The organism is Streptomyces celluloflavus (assembly GCA_000720995.1).
Taxonomy (GTDB): domain Bacteria; phylum Actinomycetota; class Actinomycetes; order Streptomycetales; family Streptomycetaceae; genus Streptomyces; species Streptomyces celluloflavus.
On the sequence record JOEL01000038.1, the window covers coordinates 1 to 24935 of the forward strand.

The 24935-nt window shown below is 70.8% G+C and carries 21 protein-coding genes and 3 pseudogenes; 14 read left to right on the forward strand and 10 right to left on the reverse strand.

Annotated elements, in window-relative coordinates; translation table 11 throughout:
• The 5 genes and pseudogenes from IH09_RS40225 to cas2e all read left to right on the forward strand — a co-directional run.
• Positions 1 to 227: hypothetical protein (locus tag IH09_RS40225; RefSeq protein WP_205379150.1), on the forward strand; the 227-nt coding region annotated here is incomplete at its 5' end.
• A gap of 382 nt (positions 228 to 609) precedes the next feature.
• Positions 610 to 858, forward strand: a pseudogene (locus tag IH09_RS40715) (helix-turn-helix domain-containing protein); the annotation flags it as partial.
• Between the two features lie 130 nt (positions 859 to 988).
• Positions 989 to 1612, forward strand: a complete 624-nt coding sequence (cas6e, locus tag IH09_RS27065; RefSeq protein WP_205379156.1) for a type I-E CRISPR-associated protein Cas6/Cse3/CasE — start codon at positions 989 to 991, stop codon at positions 1610 to 1612.
• Positions 1613 to 1618: 6 nt separating this feature from the next.
• A pseudogene (gene cas1e, locus IH09_RS27070) lies at positions 1619 to 2625 on the forward strand (type I-E CRISPR-associated endonuclease Cas1e).
• A pseudogene (gene cas2e / locus IH09_RS37955) lies at positions 2622 to 2897 on the forward strand (type I-E CRISPR-associated endoribonuclease Cas2e); the annotation flags it as partial. The pseudogenes cas1e and cas2e, both read left to right, overlap by 4 nt.
• A 387-nt stretch (positions 2898 to 3284) precedes the next feature.
• Here the strand turns inward: cas2e and IH09_RS27075 are convergent.
• The 3 genes from IH09_RS27075 to IH09_RS27085 form a co-directional block, all read right to left on the reverse strand.
• The gene (locus tag IH09_RS27075) at positions 3285 to 4166 is read right to left on the reverse strand and encodes an alkaline phosphatase family protein (RefSeq protein WP_052860109.1); all 882 of its coding nucleotides are present in this window, start codon (positions 4164 to 4166) and stop codon (positions 3285 to 3287) included.
• 426 nt (positions 4167 to 4592) lie between these two features.
• On the reverse strand, positions 4593 to 5549 hold the full coding sequence (locus IH09_RS27080; protein ID WP_052860110.1) for an SDR family NAD(P)-dependent oxidoreductase: 957 nt from the start codon (positions 5547 to 5549) through the stop codon (positions 4593 to 4595).
• A gap of 302 nt (positions 5550 to 5851) precedes the next feature.
• Entirely contained in the window at positions 5852 to 7282 is a 1431-nt protein-coding gene (locus IH09_RS27085) for a hypothetical protein (RefSeq protein ID WP_190233426.1), read from the reverse strand.
• A gap of 261 nt (positions 7283 to 7543) precedes the next feature.
• Here IH09_RS27085 and IH09_RS27090 point away from each other — a divergent pair, with 261 nt between their 5' ends.
• The 3 genes from IH09_RS27090 to IH09_RS27100 all read left to right on the forward strand — a co-directional run bounded on the left by IH09_RS27090 (position 7544) and on the right by IH09_RS27100 (position 9931).
• Positions 7544 to 8068 carry a DUF1648 domain-containing protein gene (locus IH09_RS27090; RefSeq protein WP_052860111.1) on the forward strand — a complete coding sequence of 175 codons (525 nt, stop codon included), beginning with the start codon at positions 7544 to 7546 and terminating at the stop codon, positions 8066 to 8068.
• A 223-nt stretch (positions 8069 to 8291) separates the two neighbouring features.
• Complete coding sequence (locus IH09_RS27095) at positions 8292 to 8612, forward strand: hypothetical protein (RefSeq protein ID WP_052860112.1); 321 nt, start codon at positions 8292 to 8294, stop codon at positions 8610 to 8612.
• A 182-nt stretch (positions 8613 to 8794) separates the two neighbouring features.
• Positions 8795 to 9931, forward strand: a complete 1137-nt coding sequence (locus IH09_RS27100; RefSeq protein ID WP_052860113.1) for a hypothetical protein — start codon at positions 8795 to 8797, stop codon at positions 9929 to 9931.
• Between the two features lie 136 nt (positions 9932 to 10067).
• On the opposite strand, the gene IH09_RS27105 is transcribed toward IH09_RS27100, so the two are convergent.
• Together IH09_RS27105 and IH09_RS27110 are read right to left on the reverse strand one after the other, a co-directional pair.
• The gene (locus tag IH09_RS27105; protein ID WP_052860114.1) at positions 10068 to 10823 is read right to left on the reverse strand and encodes a GNAT family N-acetyltransferase; all 756 of its coding nucleotides are present in this window, start codon (positions 10821 to 10823) and stop codon (positions 10068 to 10070) included.
• Between the two features lie 57 nt (positions 10824 to 10880).
• Entirely contained in the window at positions 10881 to 11729 is an 849-nt protein-coding gene (locus IH09_RS27110) for a class I SAM-dependent methyltransferase (RefSeq protein ID WP_110952619.1), read from the reverse strand.
• 216 nt (positions 11730 to 11945) lie between these two features.
• On the opposite strand from IH09_RS27110, the gene IH09_RS27115 reads away from it, so the two are divergent.
• Positions 11946 to 13472: a N,N-dimethylformamidase beta subunit family domain-containing protein gene (locus tag IH09_RS27115; RefSeq protein WP_318279560.1), complete on the forward strand. Its 1527-nt coding sequence runs from the start codon at positions 11946 to 11948 to the stop codon at positions 13470 to 13472.
• On the opposite strand, the gene IH09_RS27120 is transcribed toward IH09_RS27115, so the two are convergent.
• Both IH09_RS27120 and IH09_RS27125 read right to left on the reverse strand, forming a co-directional pair.
• Positions 13456 to 14145 carry an HAD family hydrolase gene (locus IH09_RS27120; protein ID WP_318279561.1) on the reverse strand — a complete coding sequence of 230 codons (690 nt, stop codon included), beginning with the start codon at positions 14143 to 14145 and terminating at the stop codon, positions 13456 to 13458. The two genes, IH09_RS27115 and IH09_RS27120, sit on opposite strands and share 17 nt — an antisense overlap.
• A 74-nt stretch (positions 14146 to 14219) precedes the next feature.
• Positions 14220 to 15401 (reverse strand): serine/threonine protein kinase, encoded by a 1182-nt coding sequence (locus tag IH09_RS27125; protein WP_240150430.1) that lies wholly within the window; start codon positions 15399 to 15401, stop codon positions 14220 to 14222.
• Between the two features lie 299 nt (positions 15402 to 15700).
• On the opposite strand from IH09_RS27125, the gene IH09_RS27130 reads away from it, so the two are divergent.
• The 4 genes from IH09_RS27130 (at position 15701) to IH09_RS27145 (ending at position 20229) form a co-directional block, all read left to right on the forward strand.
• Positions 15701 to 17002 (forward strand): extracellular solute-binding protein, encoded by a 1302-nt coding sequence (locus IH09_RS27130; RefSeq protein ID WP_052860117.1) that lies wholly within the window; start codon positions 15701 to 15703, stop codon positions 17000 to 17002.
• Positions 17003 to 17119: 117 nt separating this feature from the next.
• Complete coding sequence (locus tag IH09_RS27135) at positions 17120 to 18121, forward strand: carbohydrate ABC transporter permease (RefSeq protein ID WP_094795103.1); 1002 nt, start codon at positions 17120 to 17122, stop codon at positions 18119 to 18121.
• Positions 18118 to 18999: a carbohydrate ABC transporter permease gene (locus IH09_RS27140; protein ID WP_052860118.1), complete on the forward strand. Its 882-nt coding sequence runs from the start codon at positions 18118 to 18120 to the stop codon at positions 18997 to 18999. Before IH09_RS27135 ends, IH09_RS27140 begins: the two co-directional genes overlap by 4 nt.
• A gap of 132 nt (positions 19000 to 19131) precedes the next feature.
• The gene (locus tag IH09_RS27145) at positions 19132 to 20229 is read left to right on the forward strand and encodes a radical SAM protein (RefSeq protein WP_052860119.1); all 1098 of its coding nucleotides are present in this window, start codon (positions 19132 to 19134) and stop codon (positions 20227 to 20229) included.
• 82 nt (positions 20230 to 20311) lie between these two features.
• Here the strand turns inward: IH09_RS27145 and IH09_RS27150 are convergent, their stop codons facing one another.
• The 3 genes from IH09_RS27150 to IH09_RS27160 are packed head-to-tail and all read right to left on the reverse strand — an operon-like array spanning position 20312 to position 22937.
• A complete protein-coding gene (locus IH09_RS27150; RefSeq protein WP_052860120.1) occupies positions 20312 to 21313 on the reverse strand; it encodes a mevalonate kinase family protein in 1002 nt (333 codons plus the stop codon).
• Positions 21310 to 21804, reverse strand: coding sequence for an NUDIX domain-containing protein (locus IH09_RS27155; RefSeq protein ID WP_052860121.1), 495 nt, complete (start codon positions 21802 to 21804; stop codon positions 21310 to 21312). Before IH09_RS27155 ends, IH09_RS27150 begins: the two co-directional genes overlap by 4 nt.
• A 50-nt stretch (positions 21805 to 21854) precedes the next feature.
• On the reverse strand, positions 21855 to 22937 hold the full coding sequence (locus tag IH09_RS27160) for an NAD-dependent epimerase/dehydratase family protein (RefSeq protein ID WP_094795107.1): 1083 nt from the start codon (positions 22935 to 22937) through the stop codon (positions 21855 to 21857).
• Positions 22938 to 23141: 204 nt separating this feature from the next.
• Between IH09_RS27160 and IH09_RS27165 the strand changes: the two genes are divergently transcribed.
• Entirely contained in the window at positions 23142 to 24890 is a 1749-nt protein-coding gene (locus IH09_RS27165; RefSeq protein WP_190233427.1) for a hypothetical protein, read from the forward strand.
• Positions 24891 to 24935 lie beyond the last annotated feature (45 nt).

Sequence of the window (24935 nt, forward strand, 5' to 3'; positions counted from 1 at the left end):
CGTACTCGCATGGTCACTATGGCGAAGAAAGACCCAAGCACGAGCCCGCATCAGCCATTACCAACGCAGAGGGCATCACGGAGTGTCGTTGCAGTACTAAGGCCGCCGACGACGCCAGTGCGAGAGTCGCTAGCGATGAGACGAACGTACGCTTTCTTGCCGATCCTCTCCGCGGCTTTGCAGGAAAATTCCCAACAGTTACATTCTCGTTGATCTGCACGTTTTGAACTCCGTTACTCACGTCGAGACGCCAGTTGAATCTCGATTCCGGTCACGCATCATTCACGCAGGCGCCGACACCTCACAAGTATTTTCTTCACGCGTGGCCGAAACCGCCCGCAGGTTTCGGCGGCGATCAATCGAAAGGAATTCCATGGAAGCCGCGAAAGTGGAATCTCGGAAAATGTCCTGTAGGGGCAGGTCGAGTAGGGACTGTTGACCGAGGTGGAAGATCGCGAGACGGGAGCATCATCCGGACCGCCTTCACCTTTTCAAGCGCAACGGTTCGGCTGATATTGACTCAGGCGTGTCGAGCGTCGGGGCGCCCGGTATCGAGGCGCCCATGCATGAAAGTGGTTCAGGCGAAATTCAGCCAATTGCTTGCCTTGTATGGGACGTTGTTTCTTTTGGGTTCTGTGGTTCGTGATTCCGTGGGTGCCGCTTGATCTCGCGTGTCTCGTTGCTGCTGGTGTGAAGATCTCCGTGGAACAGGCTGCAGAATTACGGGAGTTGGCGTGCAGTCGGGATGTGGCTGTGGCCTCGCGGGCCCGGATCGTCCTGTGGTCGGGCGAGGGGCGCCGGAGCAAGGACATTGCGGAGCTGCTCGGAGTGTCGCTGCCGACCGTGGACCGCTGGAAGAGCCGTTATGCCCAGCGCGGGGTGGCAGGCATGGAAGGTGACCGTCCCGGAGGTGCCCCGGGAGTAAGGACTTGCGCGGGCACGGGCGATCCAAGGAGGTATCCCCGGCCCGCCCGAACGGGAACGCACCCTGTGGCGGCTCGACCCGGACAATCCCCACCGCCCCCAGCTGTTCGTCCTCACCACGGACAAACCGGACTGGAACCACCTGGTCGAACAGGCAGGATGGCCCGGCGCCGAGGGCGAGCACTACGCCGTACGCGACTACGCCCCGCTCCTGCAACAGCTGGCACCGGGCCGCAGCTTCGCCTTCCGTCTCACCGCCAACCCCGTCCAGAACACCAACCGGCCCGACAAACCCACCGCGCGTCAAAAGGCGCGCACCGAAGCCGGCGACCGGCGCAGCTTCCGCCTCGGCCACCGCACCGCCGCAGCCCAGCTCGGCTGGTTCCTCACCTGCACCGCACGCTGGGGCTTCGACATCCCCACCGCCCCCCACCTGGAAGGAACCCACGGCACGGACGACGAACCGCCCCGCGACATCCGCATCACGACCCGCCAACGCCACTCCTTCGACAAAGGGCCCGCCACTGCGAAGGAAGCCCACGTCGTCATGAACTCCGTGACCTTTGAAGGACGCCTGCGCATCACCGACCCCGCCATCCTCACCGGGCGCCTCCTGGCCGGCATCGGCCCTTCCAAGGCATACGGATGCGGACTGCTCACCCTCGCCCCGCTGCCCGAAAGGGAATGAACACCCGTGCCCGACATCTGGTGGAAGGCCGACCCCCAGGACCTGCACCGCCTCGCCGACCGTGTCTCCAGCGTCTACGTCGAGCGGAGCCACCTGGACCGCGACGAGAACGCCGTCGTCATCATCAACAAGCAGCAAACCGTCCGGGTCCCCGCAGCCATGGTGGCCGTCATGCTCCTCGGCCCTGGCACTCGCGTCACCCACGGCGCCATTCGCCTGCTCGCAGACTCCGGCACCACCGTGTGCTGGGTCGGCGAACAAGGCGTCCGTATGTACGCAGCCGGCCTCGGCCCCAGCAGGCGCGCCGGCCTCCTCCACCGGCAGGCATGGCTCGTCACCCGTCCCAAGGAACGCCTCGCCGTCGCCCGCGCCATGTACGGCATGCGCTTCCCCGGTGAGGACGTCTCAGCCCTCACCATGCAGCAACTCCGCGGCCGCGAAGGCACACGCATCCGCAATACTACCGCGCCCAGGCGGACCGCACCGGAGTCCCCTGGAACGGCCGCGTCTACAAAGCCGGCGATGCCTTCGCAGCAGGCGACGACCTCAACCGCCTCCTGTCCGCCGCCAACGCCGCCCTCTATGGCATCTGCCACGCCGTCATCATCGGACTCGGCGCCAGCCCAGGACTCGGCTTCGTCCACACCGGCAAAGCCACATCCTTCGTCTTGGACATCGCCGACCTCTACAAGGCCGAATACACCATCCCGCTCGCCTTCGACCTCGCCGCACAAGGTCTTACAGAAGAACGCGACGCGCGACTCAGCCTCCGCGACCTCATCGCCCGCGACAAACTCCTCAGCCGCATCGTCACCGACGTCAAGAACCTGCTAACCCCCGAAGGAACAGACTTCGACGACTCCGAAGCCAACCTCCTGTGGGACGAGCACCTCGGCACCGTCCCGGGCGGCACCAACTACGCAGGCCAGGCCGACCTGTCGGCACACGGAATGACCGACAACCACATCGCGGTCATCGGACCCGAAATCAACGACACCGAATCCACATCGTGACCGTCATCATCCTCATCGCCGCCCCGGAAGGTCTCCGCGGACACTTCACACGCTGGATGGTTGAGGCGAGTGCCGGTGTATTCGTCGGCAACCCCAGCCGCCGTATCCGCGACCGCCTCTGGGAACTCCTGGCTACCCGCATCGGCGACGGCCAGGCCATCCTCATCGAACCCGCCGCCAACGAACAGGGATGGGCGGTCCGCACCGCAGGCCGCGACCGCTGGCAACCTGTCGACTTCGACGGACTGATCCTTTCAGCCCGCCCCAAAAACCAACTGAATGAAAACAGCCACCCCGCCCGGTACAATCCCAGCTCAGGAAGTGTGGACCCCGCGCCTGCGGGGATGCTCCGACAGCCACCGTCACCGACTGCTTCGACGCGACGTGGACCCCGCGCCCGCGGGGATGCTCCGACGCAGCAATGAAGGCCGCCACGGACGCCGTGGCGGCCTTCGTTTTGGCCCTGGAGCGAGGTCAAGTGGGCCTGATGCGGCCTGTGGCTTTCCGTCCTGATGCTGGATCTCGTCCGTCGGCGGCGGCGAGAAGTGCCCGCGTCGCCGCTCCGGGTAGCGGTCGTCCCGCTGCGACGTGTCCTCGACCGGTGTGGGCTGGTGGGCAGCCCAAGACGGACGGGGTGTGCGTCCGGTCGTCGCCGGTGCTCAGCCCGTCGTCCAGATGCCCGTGATGTCTGTTGCCGAGGCGGCGTTTCCGGCGTGGGGGAGGGCGTACATGTCCTCGATGGTGCGTAGGAGGCTGTAGTGGTCGTATGTGGTGGATGAGGTGCTGCCGGGGGTGATTGGCTGGCCGTAGAGGACGGTGGGGATCGTGTTGTCGGTGGTGCCCTCGTCCTCGTCGAAGGTGATGGCCAGCACGCTGTTGTGGGTCGCGGCCCAGGTTGCGTACGCGCCGAGGTTGTCCTTCAGCCAGGTGTCGCCGTCCTGGACCGTGCCGTCGTGCATATCGTTGTCCAGGTTCGGGATGACGAAGGACACCTGCGGCAGCTTCGCGTAATCCGTGGGGAATTGGGCGAAGGTCTTCGCGGTGGAGACCGGGACATTGTCGAAGCCGAACCACGGGTTGTGCTTCTGCGCGTACTTGCCCTTCTTGCAGACCGTGGAGCCCGTGCTCGGCAGGCTTTCGTTGTAGCTGGCCCAGCTCTTGCCCGCCGCGATCAGTTCCGAGCCGAGGTTCTCCGCCGAGCTGAAGCCCGGGGTGATGCACGAGTCGTCGGTGACGTCCTGGGTGTCGCCGGAGAACAGGGCGTAGTAGTTGGGCTGGCTCGGGTGCGTCTCGGCGTGCGCGTCGGTGAGGTTGGCGCCGCCGTTCACCAGGGAGTTGATGTACGGGGCGTCCGAACTGCCGATGACCTGGTCGTAGCCGTGGTTCTCCAGCATCACGACGATGACGTGGTCGGGGGTGGGGACGCTCGCGGCGTGCGCCGGTGTCGCGCCGCCGAGGCCCGCCCATGCCGCGGCCAGGCCGAGCGCGGACACGAGGGCGGTGCGGGTGCGACGGGGGTGACTGCGGAATCTGCTGTGCACTGCGGGCCTCCGTTGTCGTGGGGTGTTACGGAGCGGTGCGGTGTGGAGTGCTGTGGAGCGGTGTGAGCGGGGCTGGGCGAAGTCAGGGTAGGGGGGCCTCGTGCGGTGCGGTCAGTGCCCGGGAGGTGAAGAGCTGGGAAAGGGGGACGGAGGGGCCAGCGGTTCATCAGGCCATCGCTATCGCCCTCGCCAACACAGGCCGCTCCCTGTGGCCTGGGCCAGCCCGTCGGTTCGTCAGGCCCTCGCCCTCGACCTCGACCTCGCCCTCGCGACCGCCATCGCCACCCCCACCGCCATCGCGGCGGACGGCGAGTCGCTCGTACGGGGATCCGCTAGTACAGCGAACCGCTCGTACGGAAAGACGCGCCGTCCGCCCTCGGGAGGCAAGCCCGTCCGGCCGCTGAAACGACGCCCGCCCGACGCCGCCTACCCGAGGCCGAGGCCGAGGTCCGGGGCCACGTCGGCCAGGTCGGCGCTGGCGTCCCACAGGTGCGCCGCGGCGGCCGCGTCGGCCAGATTGCCCCGGACGGGTTCGCGGTGGGGCCTGCCGCGGAGGCCGAGGACGCGCGGCCCCCACAACTGCCCGCCGGCCACGTCCGGATCGAGGACGGCCCGTACCGCGGGCCAGGCACCGGCCTCCTTGCCCTGGAGGAGGAGGCCGGCGGGCAGGCCCGCCATCCGCTCCGCGGAAGTCCGCATATGCACCTGCGGGCGTGCGGGGGTGAGGGAGTCCAGTGCGCCGCCGGGGTGGACCACCACGCTCCGTACCGTGCTGCCGGCGGCCCGCAGGCGGCGGTCGAGTGCGAAGCCGAAGTACATCTGCGCCAGCTTCGACCGTCCGTAGGCGCGCTTCGGCCGGTAGTCGTTACGGGACTGCAGATCGTCCGGGTCCAGTTGTTCGGACTTCGCCACGAAGCTGCCGACCGTCACGACACGGCCGGCCGGCGCGGCCGACAGCAGCGGTGCCAGCCACCTGGTCAGCGCGAAATGCCCGAGGTGATTGGTGCCGAACATCAGCTCATGGCCGTCCTTGGTCACCCGGCGCGGGGGCTCGTCCAGCGCCACTCCGGCGTTGTGGACCACCGCGTCGAGATGAGGCAGGTCCAGGGCGTCCGCGGTGGCCTTCAGGGAGGGCAGATCGGCGAGGTCGAGCCGGAGGTGACGTAGCCGCGCGCCGGGGACGCGAGAGCGGATCGACGCCATGGCGGACTCGGCCTTCGCGAGGTCCCGGCAGCCCAGGACGACGGTTGCCCCGGTTCCGGCCAGTTGCTCCGCGACGAAGTAGCCGATCCCCGCGTTGCCGCCGGTGACCAGGAAGGTCTTGCCCGCGGCCCGCGGCAGCCGGTGCACGTCCCAGGATTCGGTGTGGGGGTCGAGCGGCATGACGGTAACTCCTGGTTCTCGGACGACCGGACAGCGATGACAGGGGCCACGTCGCAGTCACCACGGCGCCCGCCCCTCCCCAAAGGTCGCGGCCACTACCGACACATCGCCGACAGGTCGCCCGCCCGTACCGACAGCACCCCGACACGCCCCACCAGCAGGACAGCGGGAAAGCAGGCCAGCGGGAGGCGCCGAGGCACCGGGCCGGGCCCCTCGTCCCGTCCCCGGGCCAGGACCGGGCCCGGCCCCTCGGCGCTCGTCCAGGGAGCCGCCACCGCCGCCCCGGTCCGGCGCGGGACGTCTCAACCGGCGAGGCCCAACTGCCATTTGTGCCGCCGAAGGACGTGGGCGCTGAACAGGTGCTCGCAGCGCTCCAGCAGCGCCGCCACCTCCGCGTCACCGCGGTGCACACCGGCAGGCGGCAGCCAGCGCCGGACGGACTGCTCGGCCCGGGTGCGGAGTTTGTCGTCCGGGTCGTCGAGGAGGGCCACGGCGGCGCGCAGTTGCGGGATGCCGCCCTGGGCGTCGAGCAGCCGGAACGCGGCGAGCCTGGTGTGCCGTGGCCGATGCGGCGCGAGGAGCTGCCTCAGCCACGGGGCGGACAGCCGAGCTGCCGAGGGGAGAAGCGCGGTGGCGGTCTCGCGCGCGACGGCCGGCGAGGGGTCTTCGAGGAGCGGCCGCAGGCGATCCGTGTCCGCCACGTCCAGCGTGCGCAGTCCGGCCACCGCGCGGGCCCGGACCCGGGACGCAGGGTGCGCGATCAGCGGCCACAGCAACTCGGCGTCCGTGCGCGCGCCGCATTCGGCCAGCCCGATCGGCGCACCGGGTGGCAGCGCCGCATCGTCGGGATGCGCGCACCAGGACCGGTAGAGCGGGCGGGGATCGGTTCCGTACTGGCGCAAGACGTAGCGGGCGCAGGCCCGTACGAGAGCGGAGCGGTCGGTGAGAAACGGCCGCGCCGCCGCCGGCCGCCCCGCCCGCCGCAGCGCGGTGACCCCGGCCGAGCGGGTGCGCGGGTTGCGCGCGGTGAGCAGGGCGTCGAGCACCTCCTCGTACGCGTCCGCTCCCATGCTCGCGAGCGCTGCCTCGGCGCACAGGTTCTGTACGACCGTGTCGGGGTCACCGGCGGCGCTGCGGGCCAGTTCGGCGGGGGAGAGCAGCTGCTCGGCTACGGCGATGCGGTGGGCGAAACGGCGGACGGCGCGGTCCGGGTGCGTGAGCAGTGGCGCGAGTCGCCGGTGCGGTGCCTGGTGCAGGGTCTCCCGCAGCAGTTCGACGCCGAACGCACCGCGGTCCCGGTCGCCGACGCGCAGCAGCAGTGGCGTCAGTGCGGCGGTCTCCTCGGCGGTGCGACGGGGCAGTATCTCCCGCAGCAGGCGCTGCGCCTGGTCGCGTACCGGTGGCGCCCAGTCGGCACCGCGGATGACGATCAGGGGAACGAGTGCCGGGTACTCCGCCGCGCGGTGCAGGGCCGCCTTGCGTACGGCGCCGTTCCGATGGCACAGGGCGAGCGCGAGTCCGGACTCATCGAGCAGCTCGACCTGGTCCCGGATCTCGGACAGCGCGGCGTCCCGGTCCCGGCCCAGCTGCCGGCCGCCGATCTTCCTCAGCGCCGATAGCAACTCGGGGTAGTACGAGGCCACTTGGCGGACTCCGGTGTCCAGCCCGATCCAGGCGGCCGGATCGGCGGTGTCCAGTACGTCGGGCAGGGGCGCGCCCCGCCCGAGCCGCACGGCGGCTGATTCTCCGGCCCTGGCTTCGCTGCTGCCCATCGTCGCCCCGCTGTTCGATCTGTCCGACTTGTCGGCTGTGCCGGTGATCGTACGGGCCGGTGGACGGATCGGTCGCCCGAAATATCTGCCGGTGGTGCCTGTGCGGATCGAGCCCGCCACCGGCCGGTCCTGCCCGCCGGGTCGGCGGCGGTCCCGGGTGGGGAGGGCCGACTGCGGCCCCCATCCGCCTCGTTCCGCGTGCCCTGCCGGATAATCGTGCTCATGGTGATGTCGTCTTCTGTACGGCTGTGGTTGGCACCCAGCGCTGTCCTGATCACCGTCCTGACGCTCTGGGGGGTGCTTCGGTATCCGCACCTGCCGGACCGGATACCGAAGCACATCGGTAGCGACGGCGTGGACGCCTGGACGGACCGGTCCGTCGGTAGCGCTTTCGTGCTGGTGTTCGTGTATGCCGGGGTGACGTTGCTGCTGACCGGTATCGCGGAGCTGACACTGCGGGCGGCCCGGCGCGCGGAGTTGCCGGACGGTGGAGCGGCGCCCTTCGCCGACGGATTGTTGCCGCCTTCGTCGTCGAAGCGGCCCCTCACCCGCGCCTCCGCACTCCGCAACGCCCGCGCGCTGTTGGTCCTCAACGCATGCATCGGCATCTCGTTGCTGGTCGGCTGCGGGATGCTGTGGCGCTCCGCGCCCGTGCAGGAGGTGTCCGGCTGGCTGTTCGCCGCGATGCTGGTGCCGATCGTCGCCGGGACCGCGGTGACGGTGGCAGTCGGGGCCGGCAAGCGATAGCGCGCTGCGCGACGAGGTGGCGGACCGCCATGAGGTCCGTACGCCGTGCGGCGCCGGAGGGCGGCCGCCGTCCGCCCGGCGCGGTTCCGGCTCCGTTCCGTGCGGTGGGCGGCTCTCTTGCTTGGCATATGCCAAAACGACGAGGTGGGGTCGGAGGGGTGTCGGCCGGGTGTGCGCGGCGCAGACTGAAGGCGTCAGGGCCGGTTCCGGCGAAGGGTGTCCCTTGCACCGCACCAGGCGCTATGTGCTGATCGCACCTCTGATGGTCTTGTCCGCCCTGGCCGTCCTGTCGCTACAGGTGTTGCCCAGGGTGGACCGTGCCGTCCACATCGCCGTCTACGTGGTGGCCGTCGCTCTCTGGGCCGGCTGTGGCTGGGCTGCCGTACGGGGAGCGGGAACGGGCGCGGCGGACGAGGGCGAGGCGCCGCGTACGGAGCGGGTGCCGGAGGGGCTGGAAGAAGCTGAACGGCTGGGGCGGGCGGTGCGGTTCCATGCCGACGGTGAGCCGCGGGCCCGGTCCTCCTGGCGTTCGTCGCGCTGGTAGCGGCGTCCGGCCGGCAGCCCGTGGATTCGGGTCTTCCGCCGTCCGGATCCGGCCGTTGTCCCTTGTGGCAGGTGGGGCGGGCCGGGACGTCTGCCACGATGGGCCGTCCGGTGACCGGCTGCGGAGCAGAGGGCGTCTCGCCATTCGGCCGCGATCTGACCGCGATGTGAAGGAGTGCCTCGATGACCGCAGCTCGGGTCAGTTCGGCCGTCATGACGCATCCCGTGCGCAAGGCCCAGGCCGAGGAGTTGTCGGCCCGGCTCGGCCTCGGGGGGCTGGCCATGGACCCGGATCCGGACGGCGCTCCCTCGGCCCTGCGGACGGCGCTGGTGGCCTGGTCCGCCGTATCCGACACGGCGACCCACCACCTGGTGGTGCAGGACGATGTGGCCGCGCCCCCCGAACTGCTCGACCTCGTGGCCGGTTCCGTGGCGCGGTTCGCGGATGACGCGCTGATCTTCTACACGAACTGGCATGCGCGCAACGGCGCCGCCGCCCGGCTGGCCGCGCTGGCGGGTGCGGGCTGGGTACGCGCGGTGCCGGAGGAGTTCGCGCCGACGCTGGCCATCTGCCTGCCCGTCGGAACGGCCGAGGAGTTCCGGGAGTTCGCCCGGGACAGTACGGAGCGGCACGACGACGAGCTGATGGCCGCGTTCCTGCGCAAGGCGGGGCGGGCGGGCCTGCTGGCCGTGCCCAGCGTCGTGGAGCACATCGGCACCAGCAGCATCAACGGGCATGCGTCACAAGGCGTCCGGCGGGCGGTCTGCCCGGTCGGCGCCACGGACGCCCGCCCGCTGCTCTGCCACGGATGGGTCCTGGAGGAACTCGACTGGCTCCCGTATATGCGGTACGGCGAGGGCTATCTGCGTCTGGCCGGTCAGGAGCGGGCCGCCGATCCGCGGCGCCATCTCAGGTGGCAGGAGGCCATGCCCGCCACCGGGCTCACGGAGGGGCGGGTACGCGATATCGCGCGGCGCGAGCGCCCCGCGGAGAGCGCGGTGGAGGTGGGGCGCCTCTTCGGCGCGGCCTTCGCGGAGGAACTGTGGATCCACTGCCTGCTGTTGGGCAGGCAGGCCGAGGACGCCGCGCGCCGGCACGCGGCGCACAGCGCGGGCACCCGCGCCCGCACCGGCCACGTCGCCGAGCGGCTGCGCGCCGCGGCCGTCTCCACCGTCGGACTGGCGGGGCTGCCCCCCGAACGCCGTCCCGACGTGCTCCCGGCGCATACCGAACTGCTCACGGCGTACGCCTGGAGCGCGATCAGGTGCGGGAGTCTGCTGCTCGGACCTGATGAGGAAGGGGATGGGGGAGGGGCGTGATCGCGTACGGGCGCGAGCAGGTACGGACGTGAGCGTGCACCGACGTGATCGCGTATGCCTCGTCCGGTCACGTCCGCCGCACGGGATCACGTAGGCCGCACGGTTCACCCACGCCGCGTCTGATCGCGTACGTACCTCACGTCCGGGCGTGTACCTCGTGGGTGATCCAGACGCACGGTTCCCAGTAGGCGCCCCGGTCGTGGGTGCGGTCGATGTGCAGTGTGCCGAGGCCGCCGGGGAAGACGTACTCCCCGTCGTCGGGGAACGCCATCCCGGTCCAGGATTCCCAGTCGGACACCGTGCCGGTGATGCGTGAGGACTCCGTGACGGCCGCCGCGATGACGCCGCCGAGCCGTACCTGGGTGCGGATCCAGGGGTCGAAGGGCGAACCGTCGGCGCGCGTCCAGGCCGCGTACCGCTCGACGGGGACGAGGGGATAGCGGTCCTTCCAGGTGGGGCGGACCGGCACGATCACATGGCGCAGGCCGTCGGCGCGGGCGGCGTCCGTCATCTTGTTCAGCAGGATCTTCGACAGGCCCTTGCCCTGGTGGGCGTGCGGGATCTCGATGCCGAGGGCGCACAGGGCCTGGGGCGCGGCTCCGGAGTCGTGGTCGCGGAAGGCCGCCGCGATCGATTCGTCGAGCCCGGTGCCCAGACCCTCGGGAGTGCCGTCCCAGGTGCGCGGGAGCGAGCGGCCCGCTCCCAGAATGTCGTCGTGCTCCTTGTCGTAGAGGACGAATTGATGGTCCGGGAATTCGTCGAAGAGGCGTGTCCAGTAGTCTCCATTGATGTCGCCGTGCAGGTTGTATTCGGGGACCACTCCGGCGAAAAGCTCGGGGATGCGGTCCCAGAGTTCGGGGCGTTCGGAGTGGCGCACCATTTCTACGGTCATGTCCGGCCTCTGCTGTTCGTTTCGTGCCGATGCGGGGAGGGAGAGAGAGGGGGGAATTCAGGACGGGGCGACGGCTTCCCAGATGATGACGAGGGGAATGCCCTCCCAGGCGGCGCGGGCCGCGTCCGCTATGGACTCCTCGTAACCGCCGGGAGCCAGCCGCCCGTTGAAAACCGGTTCGACGCAGGCCCGTACGGTCAGTCCCGCCGCCGCGAAGGCATTCAAATAGCTGCTGGGCAGATGCACGTAATTGCGGATGAATGCCAGCTGGTCGGAGCCGTGGACGAAGAGGCACTGTCCTTGCAGCGAGATGACGAACGGGTGCATATCGGAGATGATGACCCGGCCGCCCGGCCGGACGACGCGCGCGAGTTCGGCGACGCCGGTGGTCAGGTCCGGCAGATGGGTCATGGCGAGGGTGCAGAGCGCGAGGTCGACGGAGTCGTCGGCCAGCGGCAGTTGCTCCAGGAACCCGCGGCGGTACTCGGCGTCCGGGGCGTTGTGGCGGGCCCGGTCCAGCATTTCCGGTGACTGGTCCACCCCGATGGTGCGGTAGCCGCGCGCGGTGAGCGCCGCCGTCTGCCGCCCGGTGCCGCAGGCCGCGTCGAGGGCCGTGCCCACCGGGCCCTTGTCCAGCAGTCCGTGGACGACCGGCTCCTCGACCTCGATATAGGAGTTCGGCAGGGAGTCGTAGACGGTGGACCAGGCCGCGTAACCGGCCGCGGCGTCGAGTTCGCTCACGGCCGCCCCGCCGTCCGGCAGATCGCCGCCCTGCCCGGTGGCGAATGCCCGGATCTCCGCCACCCGCTCTTTCAGGAACTGCTCGTCGCCGTTCATCGCATGGCGCAGCAGGGCCAGCCCCTCAATTCCCAGCATCAGTTCCCGGACCCGGAATTCACTGTCCATTGATATCCCCAAGGAGAGTAGGTGGTCGAGGTCCTTGCCGCACTACCCCCGCCGCCCCGGAGGCACTCGCACGGTAAGCGCGCCTGTCCTGAATTCGCCGCAGGAGGGCTGATCTCGCCGTATCCATTGTCGTGGGCCGGATGATCTCCTGATCCGGTGTGCCGACAGCGGCCGCAAGTGAAGAGTTTCCATTCGGGACGAGGGGTGGGCGGGCACGTGATCGAAGGGTATATGGGCCGGGAAAGTGTGGTGGCCGGCCGGAGTCTGACATTCCATGTCTCGACGGACGCCGACGAATTCCGCGTCCGTTTCTACCGGCTGGGCGGGGAGTTGGCCTTCGTGGCGGAGTCGGGGCCGTATCCCGGGGAGTTGCGGAACCCGCCGCCGCATCCCGACGGCGTCCCCGCGCACGCCTCGCCCGCCGTGGACTGGGACTGGCCGCCCCACGACGCGCCGATACCGGACGGCTGGCGGCCGGGCGTGTACCTCGCGCACTTCGTCGAGGGCGACGACCGCCGGGCGGCGGCCACACCCCTGCTCACCGATGCGGACATCGAGGGCTACGCCCGGGAGTTCTTCATCGTCCGGCCGTCCCGCCCCGGCCGTACCGCGCGCATCCTGTACAAGAAGTCGACGTTCACCCGGCACGCCTACAACCGCTCGGACCGCGAGGACGTGCAGCGGGCCAGCAGCTTCTACGACAACCCCGTCTATCAGGGCGGCGGCCCGGACCGGCCCGCCGGCCACCAGCTGAGCATGCACCGGCCCGGCGGCGTGATCGATCTCGCCTACTGGGACGCGCCGTTCATCGCCTGGCTGGAGCGCGGCGGATACGACGTCGAGTACTGCACCGACCTCGACCTCCACGAGGACCCGGACCTGCTCACGCCGTACCGCCTGTTCCTGAGCGTCGGGCACGACGAGTACTGGAGCGCGGCGATGCGCGCCCATGTGGCGGCGTTCGTCCGCGCGGGCGGCAACGCGGCGTTCTTCAGCGCGAACACCTGCTGGTGGCGGGTCCATCTCACGGACGGGAACACCGCGTTCGTCTCGGACACCGACCACCACGTGGGAGACGTCTATCCGCATCTGCCGGCGACGGACCAGTGGTGGCCGGCGGCGCCCGACGGCGTCGGCGCACCGGAGAACGCCCTGACCGGGGTCAGCTTCCGCAACGGCGGTATGTGGCCGGGGGAGTGGCCGGGCGACCGCCCCCGGGCGGGGTACCGGGTGCAGCACGCCGATCACTGGGTGTACGCCGGGACGGGACTGCGGGACGGGTCGGACGGCGGGACGCCGGACGCCCTCGGCGCGGGAACGGCGCTGATCGGGTACGAATGCGACGGCGCCGCCTTCACCCGCGACGCGGCGGGTATCGCGCATGCCACGGGTGCGGACGGCACCCCGACGTCCTTTCTCATCCTCGGCATCTACCTCCTGGACCCGGTGAACGAGGACTTTCACCAGCTGCGGACGGGGCACTGGAACTGCCCCGTCCGCGAACCGGGGAACACCGGACCCCGGGCGGCGACGATGGGCCTGTACACCGCCGGCGGCACGGTGTTCACGGCCGGGACCACCGACTGGCCGGTGGTCTGCGGGCACGAACTGGACGCCGGTGTCGTCCGGGTGACCCGCAATGTGCTGGACCGGCTGGCGGGCCCGGCCCCGGCGGGCGGGGACGCCGGGACGCGGGAGACCGCCGGCCGGGATGCGGAGAGCCGGGTCACAGCAGGTCCGTGACCGCGCGCAGCGTGGTGATCCGCGCGGCCCCGTCCGGTACGGGCGGGGCCGCCCCCTCGACCGCGCGGTCCGCCCGCCACAGGTGCGCGGCGCGCATCCCGGCGGCCAGCGGGCCCAGCACGTCCGACGCCCACATGTCCCCCACGAACAGCGCCTGTTCGGGACGGAGCCCGCAGCGCTCCAGCACCGTCCGGTAGATGAGGGGATGCGGTTTACGGGCCCCGGCGCGGGCCGAGGTGACCGCCACGTCCACCAGCCGGGCCAGGCCGACCTCGTCGAGGGCCCGGTCCAGATCCCAGAACCAGTTGGAGCAGACCGCCACCACCAGACCGCGTCCGCGCAACTCCGCGAGCACCTCGGGTACGTCGTCGAAGAGCGCCAGACGCAGGTCCTTCATCACCCGGTCCAGTTCGGTGACGAGCCCCTCCACCTCGCCCTCCGGGACGCCGCAGCCGCGCGCCCGGCGCCGTAGCCGCGCCAGCTCCCAGGCCCGGTAGCTCTCCGCGTCGGCGGAGTGCTCCCGGTGCAGCTCACCGTCGCGCGGGCCGACCGCCCACTGGTCACCCCACTGCGCGGCGGCCCCGGCCAGGCCCCGGCGGACGAAGACCGACCGGTGGCTGGGCGGCAGCGGCTCCACCATGCGCACCAGCGTGCCGTAGAAATCGAAGATCACGCCCCGGATCTCCGCCGGGCGCCCGGCCGCCGCGCCGGTCAACGCGTCACCCCCGTCCGGCCGGTCAACGGTGCTCAGAACCGGCCGTGCCGGCGCGGGAAGTAGTCCTCCAGCCCGCCGTCGCGTTCGATGTCGACGGTCGCGCAGTGCAGACCGCCGCCGAACGGGCCCACCGCGCGGAACGGCACCGGCACGATCTCGAAGCCGTACGACGCGAGCTGCTCGGCCAGCGGCTCCTCCTTCTCCTCGATGCAGAGCGTGTTCGCGTCGAGGTTGAGCATGTTCCCCGCCAGCCACGGGCTGCAGAAGGAGAGCTTCGGCGGGTGCTCCCAACTGGCCGGCTGCACCGCCTCGATGATCTCCCAGTCGTTGAGCCGGAAGAACTCCATCAGCTCGGGGTCCGCCAGCCGTTCACCGCAGTGCAGCACCAGACCGGGCCGCAGCGGCACCCAGGTGGCGTCGATGTGCAGGGGATGGGTGTTGGTCGAGGTCACCGCGTGCACCCGGTGGTCGGGGAAGTGCCGCCGGAGCCACTCGTAGCCGCTGCGGTTGGTGACGAACGACAGCTGGACGAAGAGGTCCTTGCCGAAGCGGGCCACGTCGGCCGCGTCGAACAGCGGCTCGGCCTCGGTCAGCACGAGGTCGTAGTCGCGCACTCGCGCCAACTGCTCTTCGGTGGAAAGGGTGTTGTAGGTGTCCCAGAAACCCGGGTGGTAAGAGGCGTCCGTCAGGCGCGGTTTGGGCGCGGCCTCCCAGCGCATGCCCGGGTCGCCGTCGAAGAGCCGTTGCAGCAGCGGCCGGTAGCAGAGGTACTCGTACCACCGGCTGCGGTACGACATGGTGGCTTCGAGGACCTCGTGGCCGACGGTCAGGAGCAGGTCCCGGGGCGGCATGCAGCCGGACATCGAATCGTGGGTCCACTCGGGGGTGGCGACCTGCTGGCTGAAGTCGACGGGGGTCGGGCGGTCCACCCGGATGCCGCGCCGGCGCAGCATCTCGGCGAAGTTGTCGAGCTGCTCGTTGGCCTCGGCGGTCATCTCGGCGGGCATCGGGCCGTAGGTGCCCAGCGGGTAGCCGTCGTCGGGGAAGTCCCGGCGCACCGCGGGCTCGGGTGCCTGTACCACCGCGTTGTCGGCCCGTCCCACGACGACATGGCGCAGGGGATCCCAGCCGTTCCACGCGTTGACCTTCACCGGGCGGGTGTCCGAAACAGGCTGGGTGTCCGAATCCGTGGGTATCGTGCCGTACTCAGTCACGTGCAGACCCTTCGATCGGGGACGTGGGAGACACCTGAGCAAAGCTGAGGCAGCAGGGGCATCAGCGTCAAGAGCGGATCTTTTGCACACCGCTGTGTTTGCGTCAATTCAGTGGCCGGGTGACGGCGTCTGTGTGGAGTTCGGCAGGGCCTCCCGCCTGCCGTACGCGTGTTCTCCGATTCGACGGGTGATCCTTTTCCGGAGCGCGGCTCTCTGGCTGGAAAACTTCCTTCGGGTAGTTTGCCGGGCCGCGAGGGGTAGGAAGGCCCCCGGTTCTGTCAACCCGGACGGAGGAGATCATGGCTGAGCGCATCTCCCGTTTCACCGCGGGCCTGGGGGCTTTTGTCCTGCTGGCATCCGTGGCCGGCTGTGGTTCCGGCGAAGGGGGCAAACCGCCGTCCGCCGCGGAGCGTTCGGGTGATCTGACGGTCTGGCTCACCGTGGACGCCCAGGAAAGCTGGCCGGACCTGGTCACCACGGTCAACGCCCGATTCAACAAGAAATACCCGAAGATCAAGGTGAAGGTCCAATACCAGCAATGGACCAGCAAGAACCAGAAAATCGATGCCGCACTCGCCGGCCGGGAAGTCCCCGATGTGGTCGAGATGGGGAACAGCGAGACCACGAATTACATCGTCAACGGAGCCTTCGCGACCGTGGACCCGGCGAAGTTCGACCATTCGGCGGAATGGCTCGGCGCGCTGAACGACTCCTGCCGTATGGACGGCAAAACCTATTGCGTGCCCTATTACGTGGGCGCCCGGGTGGGCATATACCGCACCGACCTGCTCAAACAGGCCGGCGTCGACCACGCCCCCCGCACCTATCCCGAGCTGCTCGCGGACCTCGACAAGCTGAAGCAGAAATTCGGCGCCGCGGACAAGAACTTCTCTGCGTTCTACATGCCCGGCCGCTACTGGTACGCGGCGATGGCGTTCGTGAAGGACGCCGGTGGTGAGATGGCGGTCAAGAAGGACGGGCGCTGGCACGGCGCACTCTCCTCGCCCGCCTCCGTCGCCGGACTCAAAGCCTGGAAATCCCTTCTCGACGCCTACTACGTGGGGGACCGGTCCAAGGACAACGGGGACGAGCCGGCGGTGGTCGGCCAGGGCCGGGTGGGCATGTTCTACGGCAACACCTGGGAGGCGAAGGCCGCCACCGACAGCAGATCCGGCGGCGACCCGAAACTCCGCGGCCGGTTCGCCACCTTCGCCTTCCCCGGACCGTCCGGCAAGCTGCTGCCGCCCTTCCTGGGCGGATCCACCCTGGCGATCCCCGCCAAGTCGCGGAGCCAGGACCTGGCCGGCGAGTGGATCGGGATGTTCACCGACCGCACCGCACAGCGCCGGCTCATCGCCGCCGACACGCTCCCCAACAACACCGCCCAGCTGCGCGAGGTGGCCGCCGGCGGAGTCAACGGCCCGGCCGCACAGGCCGCCGAGCGGGGCTGGGTCACCCCGCTGGCCCCCGGCTGGGGTGCTGTGGAGAAGTCCAACATCCTCCCGGAGATGCTCCAGGACATCGCGACGGGCAAGCAGTCCGTGCAGGACGCCGCGCGGGCCGCGGACCGCCGGATCGACGGCGTGATCAACGAGAACTGACGGCCGCGCGGGCGCCGGAAGGACGGCGCCGCCCCGCAGGCGTGGGGCGCGGCCCCCTCCGCGGGAGCGCGGTGCGGGCCCATCGGTGCAGGCCCTACTTTCGAGGAGTTCGCAGCCATGGAGACCGCAGATCCGCCGCGCCCGGCGGCGGCCGGACCGGGCCCCGGGACACCCGGCGGCCGCCACCGGCGCGCGGCCGGACCGCGCCCGCGGGGCACACTGCGCCGGGCCGGCCGGCTGACGCTGCCCTACCTGCTGATCGCGCCGACCGTCCTCGCCCTCGCCGCGGTCCTCGGCTACCCGCTCGTCGATCTGGTCCTGCTCTCGTTCCAGGACATGACCCGCAAGCAGCTGTTCTCCGGTACGTCACCGCCCTGGGCCGGGCTCGGCCAGTACCGGACGATCCTGTCCGACGGCTTCTTCTGGAACGTCGTCGGCCGCACCGCCCTCTTCACCGTCGTCTGCGTCGCCGCCACCATGGCGCTGGCGATGCTCGTCGCCCTGCTGATGCGCCGGGTGGCGCCGTGGGTGCGGATGACGATGGTCGGGGTGCTCGTCGCCGTCTGGGCCATGCCGATCATGGTCGCGGCCTCGATCTTCCGCTGGCTGTCCGACGCGGACTACGGCGTCGTCAACTGGCTGCTCGGGCTGCTGCCGGGGCTGGACTTCAGCAAGCACAACTGGTTCGCCGACCCCTGGGAAGGGTTCGCCGTCATCGCCTGCGTCGTCGTCTGGGGCGCCGTCCCGTTCGCCGCCGTCACCCTCCAGGCCGCGCTCAGCCAGGTCCCCCCGGAGCTGGAGGAAGCGGCGCTGGTCGACGGCGCCCGCGGTCCGCAGCTCTTCCGGCATGTCACCTTCCCGGTCATCAAACCGGCCTTCGTCCTGGTCACCTCGCTCTCGGCGATCTGGGACTTCGGCGTGTTCAACCAGATCTGGCTGATGCGCGGCGGCCAGCCCGAGAAGGAGTACTACCTGCTCGGCGTCTACTCCTTCATCGAGTCCTTCGCCGTCAACCGCTACAGCACCGGAGCCGCCATCGCGGTGATCACGGTGCTGCTGTTGCTGGGCGGCGCCGTCGTCTACGTGCGCCAGATCCTCACCATGGGAGATGCCGAGTGAACAACGCCCCCGGCCCCTGGCCGACGGCCCCGCCCGGCCGGCGCGCCCGGCCGCGCACCCGGCACCGCCGGGCCGTGGCCAACACGCTCGGCCTGGTCTTCAGCGCGGTCATGGCCTTCCCGATCTACTGGATGCTGCTCACCGCCGTCCGGCCGGCCGAGGAGATCCACCACAGCCCGCCGAAGTTCTGGCCGGGGCACCTGACCCTCGAACACTTCCGCCGGGCCCTCGACACCCCGACCTTCTGGGCCAACGTCCGTGCGAGCGTCCTCATCGGCGTGGGCACCGTGCTGGTCTCGCTGCTGATCGGCACGCTCGCCGCCTTCGCCCTCGCGCGCTTTTCCTTCGCCGGGCGCAAGGCATTCGTGCTGGTGATCCTGGGCGTCCAGATGATCCCCCTGGCCGGGCTGATCATCCCGATCTACCTGCTGCTCAGCGATGCCGGACTGACCGACAGCCTGCTCGGCGTGATCCTCACCTACCTGGTGTTCATGCTGCCGTTCACCGTCTGGCTGCTGCGGGGCTTCATCGCCGGCATCCCGGCGGAGCTGGAGGAGGCGGCGCGGGTCGACGGCTGCACCCGCCTGGGCGCCTTCCGCCGGGTCCTGCTGCCCCTGCTGGCCCCGGGACTGGTGGCCACCTCCATCTACGCCCTGGTCCAGGCGTGGAACGAGTACGTGCTCGCCTATGTGCTGCTCTCCAGCAACGACAAGCAGACCCTCAGCATCTGGCTGGTGTCGTTCCAGACCAGCTTCGGCACGGACTACGGCGGACTGATGGCGGGCGCCACGCTCACCGCCCTCCCCGTGGCGGTCTTCTTCGCGATCGTCCAGCGCCGGGTCGCCACCGGGCTCACGGCCGGGGCCGTCAAGGGATGAGGGCCCGGACCCCGTACGGCGGCCCCGCCGGACGGCCCCGGGAGCCGCCGCCACAGCGCCGCCGGGACGGTCCCGGCGCCCGGACCACATGCGCAGCCGCACCTTCTGATTCCCAACACGCAGGAGATCACCGTGACGTTCGACCGTCTGGACCTGGTGTCCAAGCTGTACCAGCCATCGGGCTGGCCGCGGATCCTCGAAGCAGCCTCCGGTGCGCCGTCCGGCGGACCCCTGGTGGTGGACCTCGACCCCACGACCTTCTGCGATCTGGCCTGTCCCGAGTGCATCAGCGGGAAATTACTGAACCAGGGACGTTTCACCCCCGAGCGGCTGGCCGAACTGGCCCACGAGCTGGTGGAGATGTCCGTCCGGGGAGTGGTGCTCATCGGCGGCGGCGAGCCGCTGGCACACCGGGGCACCCGCACCGTGCTGCGCGTCCTCGGCGAGGCCGGGATCGCCATCGGTGTGGTCACCAACGGCACCCTCATCAAGCAGAACCTGGCCGAACTGGCGGAGTACGCCTCCTGGGTCCGCATATCCGTCGACGCCGGCACCAGCGAGACCTACCGGCTCTTCCGGCCGGACCGCAAGGGCAACAGCGTCTTCGACAAGGTCATCGGCAATATGCGTCTGCTGGCCGAGGCGAAGAAGGGGGCGCTCGGCTACTCCTTCCTCGTGATGACCCGGCGGGAGCCGGACGGCACCATCGTGAGCAACCATCACGAGGTGCTGCAGGCGGCGGAACTCGCCCATGACATCGGGTGCGACTACTTCGAGACCAAGGCGATGTTCGACGACGGACACCATGTCGTGCAGGTGGCGCCGGAGATCCTCGCCTCCGTCGAGGAGCAGCTGCGCGCGGCCGCGCGGTGGGAGGACGACTCCTTCGAGATCGTCAACTCCTCGACCCTGACGTCCCTGCGCTCGCGCGTCGGCCCGGTCCAGGAGAAGGACTACCACCGCTGCCGGGTGGCGGAGCTGCGCACCCTGGTGACCCCGTCCGGGGTGTACGTGTGCTCCTACCACCGGGGCAACGACGGAGCCAAGATAGGGGACGCGGTGACCGACAGCCTGGCGGAGATCTGGCGGAACTCCGACCGGGGCATCGTGGACCCGAGCCGGGACTGCCGCTTCCACTGCGCGCGCCACCGCTCCAACCTCGAACTGGAGAAGATCGGGGCCGGCACGGCGGCCCCGGAGCCCGGCAGCGACTACGACCCGTTCATCTAGGCAGGTCAGGGCGGCCGCGGGGCGGCCGGGGCGGGTCGCCGCGGTGGCGCCGTGGGACAGGCACCACCGCGACGACGCGCCCTCAGGGGGCTTCCGCCCGGCCGACGGGCGCGAGCCGGGCGAGCTCCGGCGCGAGCCCCGCGGCCGCCCGGGTGGGGATCACCCGGACCCGCGGATGCGCCGGGCCGAACGCCCGCCGGAGCCGCCCGGCGAGCTCCTCCTGCTCCGCCGCCGCGCAGACGCCGACCAGCGCCCCGCCGCCGCCGGCCCCGCTCAGCTTCAGCGGCAGACCGGCAGCGCGCAGGGCCAGCCCCCGCAACTCCTCCAGCAGCGGCGTCGACATCTCCTGGAGGTCCCGCATGGCGGCGTGCGCCTCGCCCATCGCCGCACCGAGCGCGCCCAGGTCGCGGCGGTGCACGGCCTCCCAGACCGCCGCTGACGCCGCGTCGGTCCGCACCAGATACGTCGCGAGCCGCGGATCGCCGGCCGCGAGCTGTGCCCGCACCGAGCGGATGTGGTCGCTGGTGTCCTTCCTGGTGGCCGAGTCGACGACCAGGACAGCCCACTCGGACGGGAACTCCACCCGTTCGCGGATGTCCGGGAGCCCGCTCGGGCGGCCCTGGAGCAGCAGCGCGCCGCCCGCGATGACGGCGAGGTGGTCCATACCGCCGCCGTTGAAGATCGCGAACTCGAACTCGTAGGCCCACTGCGCCAGCGTCCGGACGGTGACCGCGCCCGGTGCGCAGGCGTCGGTGAATGCCCGGAACAGCGCCACGATCAGCGCGGTGGAGGACGACAGCCCGCTCGCGGCGGGGGCGTCACTGCGCACCGTCACGGCGGGCGGCCGCGGGCCGAGCCCGGACAGCCGCTGCCGCAGGAACGCCCACACCTCCTCCGGCCAGCTCCCCGCCCCGCCGTCGCTCCCCGGGGCGGCCGGAGACCGGGCACCGGGCGGCCGCAGCCCGGCCGTCGTCGGCAGATCCAGCGCGAGGCTGACCGACCGGCCGCCCAGCCAGTCCAGATCCTCGCCGGACAGACAGGCCCGGCACGGCACGACCGCGCCCTGTGCTCTCGTCACGTTCATCGGGCCTGGAACCTTCCGGTGGAGCTGAACGCCCGGAACATCTCCAGGACCACAGCGGTGGGCGGATGCAGGGGGCCGGGCGGGTCCGCGGGATCGCGGAACTCCGCCCGCGTCACCTCGTCCCGGCCCACCCGGAGCGCTCCCGACCAGCGGCGGGCCAGGAAGCACAGGGCGAAGCAGTGGGTGACGTCCCCGTTCGGGTACGTCAGTGTGTGGATCCGCGGATCGGAGAGCGAACCGAAGGCGACCAGGTCCGCCCGCTCGACCCGCAGCCCGGTCTCCTCCGCGAGCTCCCGGACGGCCGTACCGGTGAAATCGCTGCCCTCCTCGCACGCCCCGGCCGGCAGCTCCCACACCCCGGTGTCGGCGCGCTGCTGGAACAGCGCCCGGCCCCGGTCGTCCAGCAGCAGGACCTGCGCGCCGGGGACGAGCAGCAGCCGACTGCCGACGTGCTGCCGTACGGACCAGAGGTAGGAGCCGGTGTAACTCACCCGAGTGTGGCCTTCCGTGGTGTGCCGCCTGGGTTTTCGCCGGCAGGCTGTCATGCGGCCGACTCGGTCAGCCACTCCGGCACCGCCTGCGGGGTGTCGGACAGCCAGCGCACATACCGCTCCACGCCCGCGCGTACGTCGATGCGCGGCGCCCACCGCAGCAGCTCACGGCAGCGCTCCGTCGCGGCGTACCCGCCGAGCGGATCGCCCGCCGGCCGGGGGGTGGTGACGAACCGGGAGCGGGGGAAGTGCGGCGCGATGAGTTCCCCCACCTCCCGCACCGAGGTCGGCACTCCCGTCCCCACATTGACGGTCTGTCCGGCCATCCCGTCCTCGACCAGCGCCAGCGCGGTCGCCGCCGCCACGTCCTCGACGTGCACCAGGTCCCGCACCTGCACCCCGCCCCCGTTCAGCTGCATCGGACGCCCGAGCCGGGCCTGCATGGACAGCCACGCCACCATCCACGAATGGCTGCCGGGCTTGGGTATCTGCGGGTCGCCGTAGACGGAGAAGTACCGGAGCACCGCGTACTCGGTACCGGTCGTGCCGCCCAGCAGGAGCCGGGTCTGGTGCTCCGCCCAGAGCTTGGAGTTCGCGTAGACGGACACCGGAAGCAGCTGCTGGTCCTCGTGGAACACCTGCGGCCCCCGGATCCCGGGATCGCCGTCGCCGTACACCGCCGCCGACGAGATGAGCACCAGCCGGCGGACCGCGGAGGCGGCGGTCTCCTCCAGCACCACCTGGGTGCCCTCGACGTTCGCCCGGAAGGCGATGTCGGGCCGCCGGGTGCACGCGGCCACGTCCGCGTAGGCGGCGGCGTGCACGACGTAATCCGCGCCGGTCACCAGCCGGCGCACCACGTCCCGGTCGCAGATGTCACCGACCACCACATCCGCCCCGAGTTTCTCCACCCCGAACAAGGTGTGCGCCGCTTCGGGATACGCGTCCAGCCGGTCCAGCACCGTGACCTCGGCCTCGGCCTCGCGTAACAGCGCCACCAGCCGGCTGCCCACCAGGCCGCCGCCCCCGGTGACCACCACACGGGCGTCCCGCAGTTTCTCCAGCCGGGCGGCGACGGTATCCGCGCTTCCGGTTCCCGTCCCGATTCCGGTGTTGTTCGCTGACTCGGACATGAAATCCTCTCCCTACGCGTGAACATGGGTGATCGCCGGGTCAGCATGGCGTTCACGGAATGCCGTTACCAGAGCGCGATTTCGGCAGTCTTGCGGTGCTGATGGCGACCGCCGTACTGTCCGGATTCACCTGCTGCCGGATTGACCGGAGCAGCGGAAACGGCCGGAGGAATTGTGACGCGCTATCGGATGAGCGGCGCCGTGATGACCCACCCGAAACGCCTCGAAGCGGCGCAGCGGCTCGCGGACTCGGCACCGCCGGGAGCGTTACGGGTCGTCATGGACCCGGACCCCGCGGGAAAACCGTCCGTATTGCGTACCGCATTGTCGGCGTGGTCCGCCATTGAGGACGGTGCCACGCACCAGCTCGTCGTCCAGGACGACATGATCCTGTCGGAGACATTCTTCGAGCGGGCCCGGCTGGCGATCGAGGAGATGCCGGACGCCGCGCTCGCGCTCTTCGCGCTCTGGGATTCCCGGAACGGCGCCGCGGTGCGTTTCGGCGCCATGGCGGGAGCCCGCTGGGTGAGCGCCGTCAACGAGTACTTCCCGTGCGTGGCCATCATTCTGCCCAGACAGGTCGCCACCGGATTCGTGGCTTACGGCAGAAACCGCCTGGACGCCTGGCCGGATGACATCCTGATGTACCGGTACTTGCGCGACAATGGAATTCCGGCGTACGTCTCGGTGCCGAGCCTCGCCGAACACGAGGACCACGGCAGTATCTCCGGCAATGCGTTCCGCGGACCGCGCCGCTCGGTGTGCTTTCTGCCCGGGGACGTTCCCGGTCGCGAAGGGGCCCGGCTGAGCGGCTTGAAGGTGCTCCCGTTCTTCAAGCACGGCGTGGCGCAGTGCGCGGTGCGCCAAGACGGCCCCGGGCCGTCGCGCTGGCTGCACATGGACTGCGAGCAGTACCTCGAAGGCATCGGCGTACGGAGCGAAAGACTGCAACCGGCCATCGTACAAATGGCCGAAGTCGTCCCGTTGAGCGCCGCGAAGGGCACCTGGCTGACCGCCTTCACGATGGGATTCACCCAGCGCCGCGAGGCGCACCGGTGCGCGGGGCCGGACGGCGGCGCGGCACCCGACGCGGCCGTACTCGCCGAGGCCCTGGCGACCGTGGGCCCCGGCGGGATCAGCCACGCGCACACCGAGGACCGGATCGCCGAGCTGCGCGAGGAACTGGCGAGGATCACCCGGGCCGGTATCGAAGCGGGCCGGGAAGCGGCGGCCCGGCCCCGTCCGGCGAAACCGCCCCGCCCCGCCGGATCCCGCCGGATAGCGGTGCTCGGCTCCGCCACACCCCTGGGGGAACACCTCCTACGCGGACTGGCGGACCGCGGACACCGGGTCACTGCCCTGGCGTCGGCCCCCCGGGACCCGGCCCCGGACCGCACCGCGGAACCGGCCTACGACGCGGTGCTCGACCTGACCGGCCTGCACGGCGGCGAGCGGGACGGCAGCGCCCGCGTCACCCTCCGCCACCCCGCCCGCACGACGGCCGCGGCGGGCATCCGCACCCTGGACGTCGGGGACGTGTACGGGCCGGGCTGTGCGCGCGACTCGCGGATCGGCCGCCTGGTGTGGGCCGCGCTGCGCAGTCAGCCCCTGGTCATCGAGGAGAGCGCCGGTGAGGTGCTGCGGCCGCTGCATGTGAGCGATCTGGCCGACGCCCTGTCCGCGATGGCGCGCACACCCCCGCCGGAGAGCGCCGTCCCGGCGACCGCGCTCGCGGACGGTGCCCGGTGCACGGTCGCCGAGATGGCGGCGGCGGTCCGCAAGGCCGTCCGGCCGGTGCCGGTCGTCGGGGGCGCGCCACCGGCCGCCGCGCCCCGGCCGCCGGCCGGGCCCCCGCCGCCGGACCGCCGGGCCCCCACCGACCTCGTCTACGGACTGCACACCTACGCCCAGTGGCTGGCCTACGAGGGCATCCGGCTCGCCTCGGACGTATGACGCCCGCCGCCCCGGGCGGACGGCGGCCCGGGGCGGACCGCCGTC

Excerpts from the sequence above, each read along its gene's own strand:
- IH09_RS27105 (WP_052860114.1), bottom strand. The coding sequence starts at position 10,823 with ATGACCGTAGAAATGGTGCGCCACTCCGAACGCCCCGAACTCTGGGAC.
- IH09_RS27135 (WP_094795103.1), top strand. The coding sequence starts at position 17,120 with ATGGAGACCGCAGATCCGCCGCGCCCGGCGGCGGCCGGACCGGGCCCC.
- IH09_RS27160 (WP_094795107.1), bottom strand. The coding sequence starts at position 22,937 with ATGTCCGAGTCAGCGAACAACACCGGAATCGGGACGGGAACCGGAAGC.
- IH09_RS27165 (WP_190233427.1), top strand. The coding sequence starts at position 23,142 with ATGACCCACCCGAAACGCCTCGAAGCGGCGCAGCGGCTCGCGGACTCG.
- IH09_RS27100 (WP_052860113.1), top strand. The coding sequence starts at position 8,795 with ATGACCGCAGCTCGGGTCAGTTCGGCCGTCATGACGCATCCCGTGCGC.
- IH09_RS27090 (WP_052860111.1), top strand. The coding sequence starts at position 7,544 with ATGGTGATGTCGTCTTCTGTACGGCTGTGGTTGGCACCCAGCGCTGTC.
- IH09_RS27150 (WP_052860120.1), bottom strand. The coding sequence starts at position 21,313 with ATGAACGTGACGAGAGCACAGGGCGCGGTCGTGCCGTGCCGGGCCTGT.
- IH09_RS27130 (WP_052860117.1), top strand. The coding sequence starts at position 15,701 with ATGGCTGAGCGCATCTCCCGTTTCACCGCGGGCCTGGGGGCTTTTGTC.
- IH09_RS27080 (WP_052860110.1), bottom strand. The coding sequence starts at position 5,549 with ATGCCGCTCGACCCCCACACCGAATCCTGGGACGTGCACCGGCTGCCG.
- IH09_RS27110 (WP_110952619.1), bottom strand. The coding sequence starts at position 11,729 with ATGGACAGTGAATTCCGGGTCCGGGAACTGATGCTGGGAATTGAGGGG.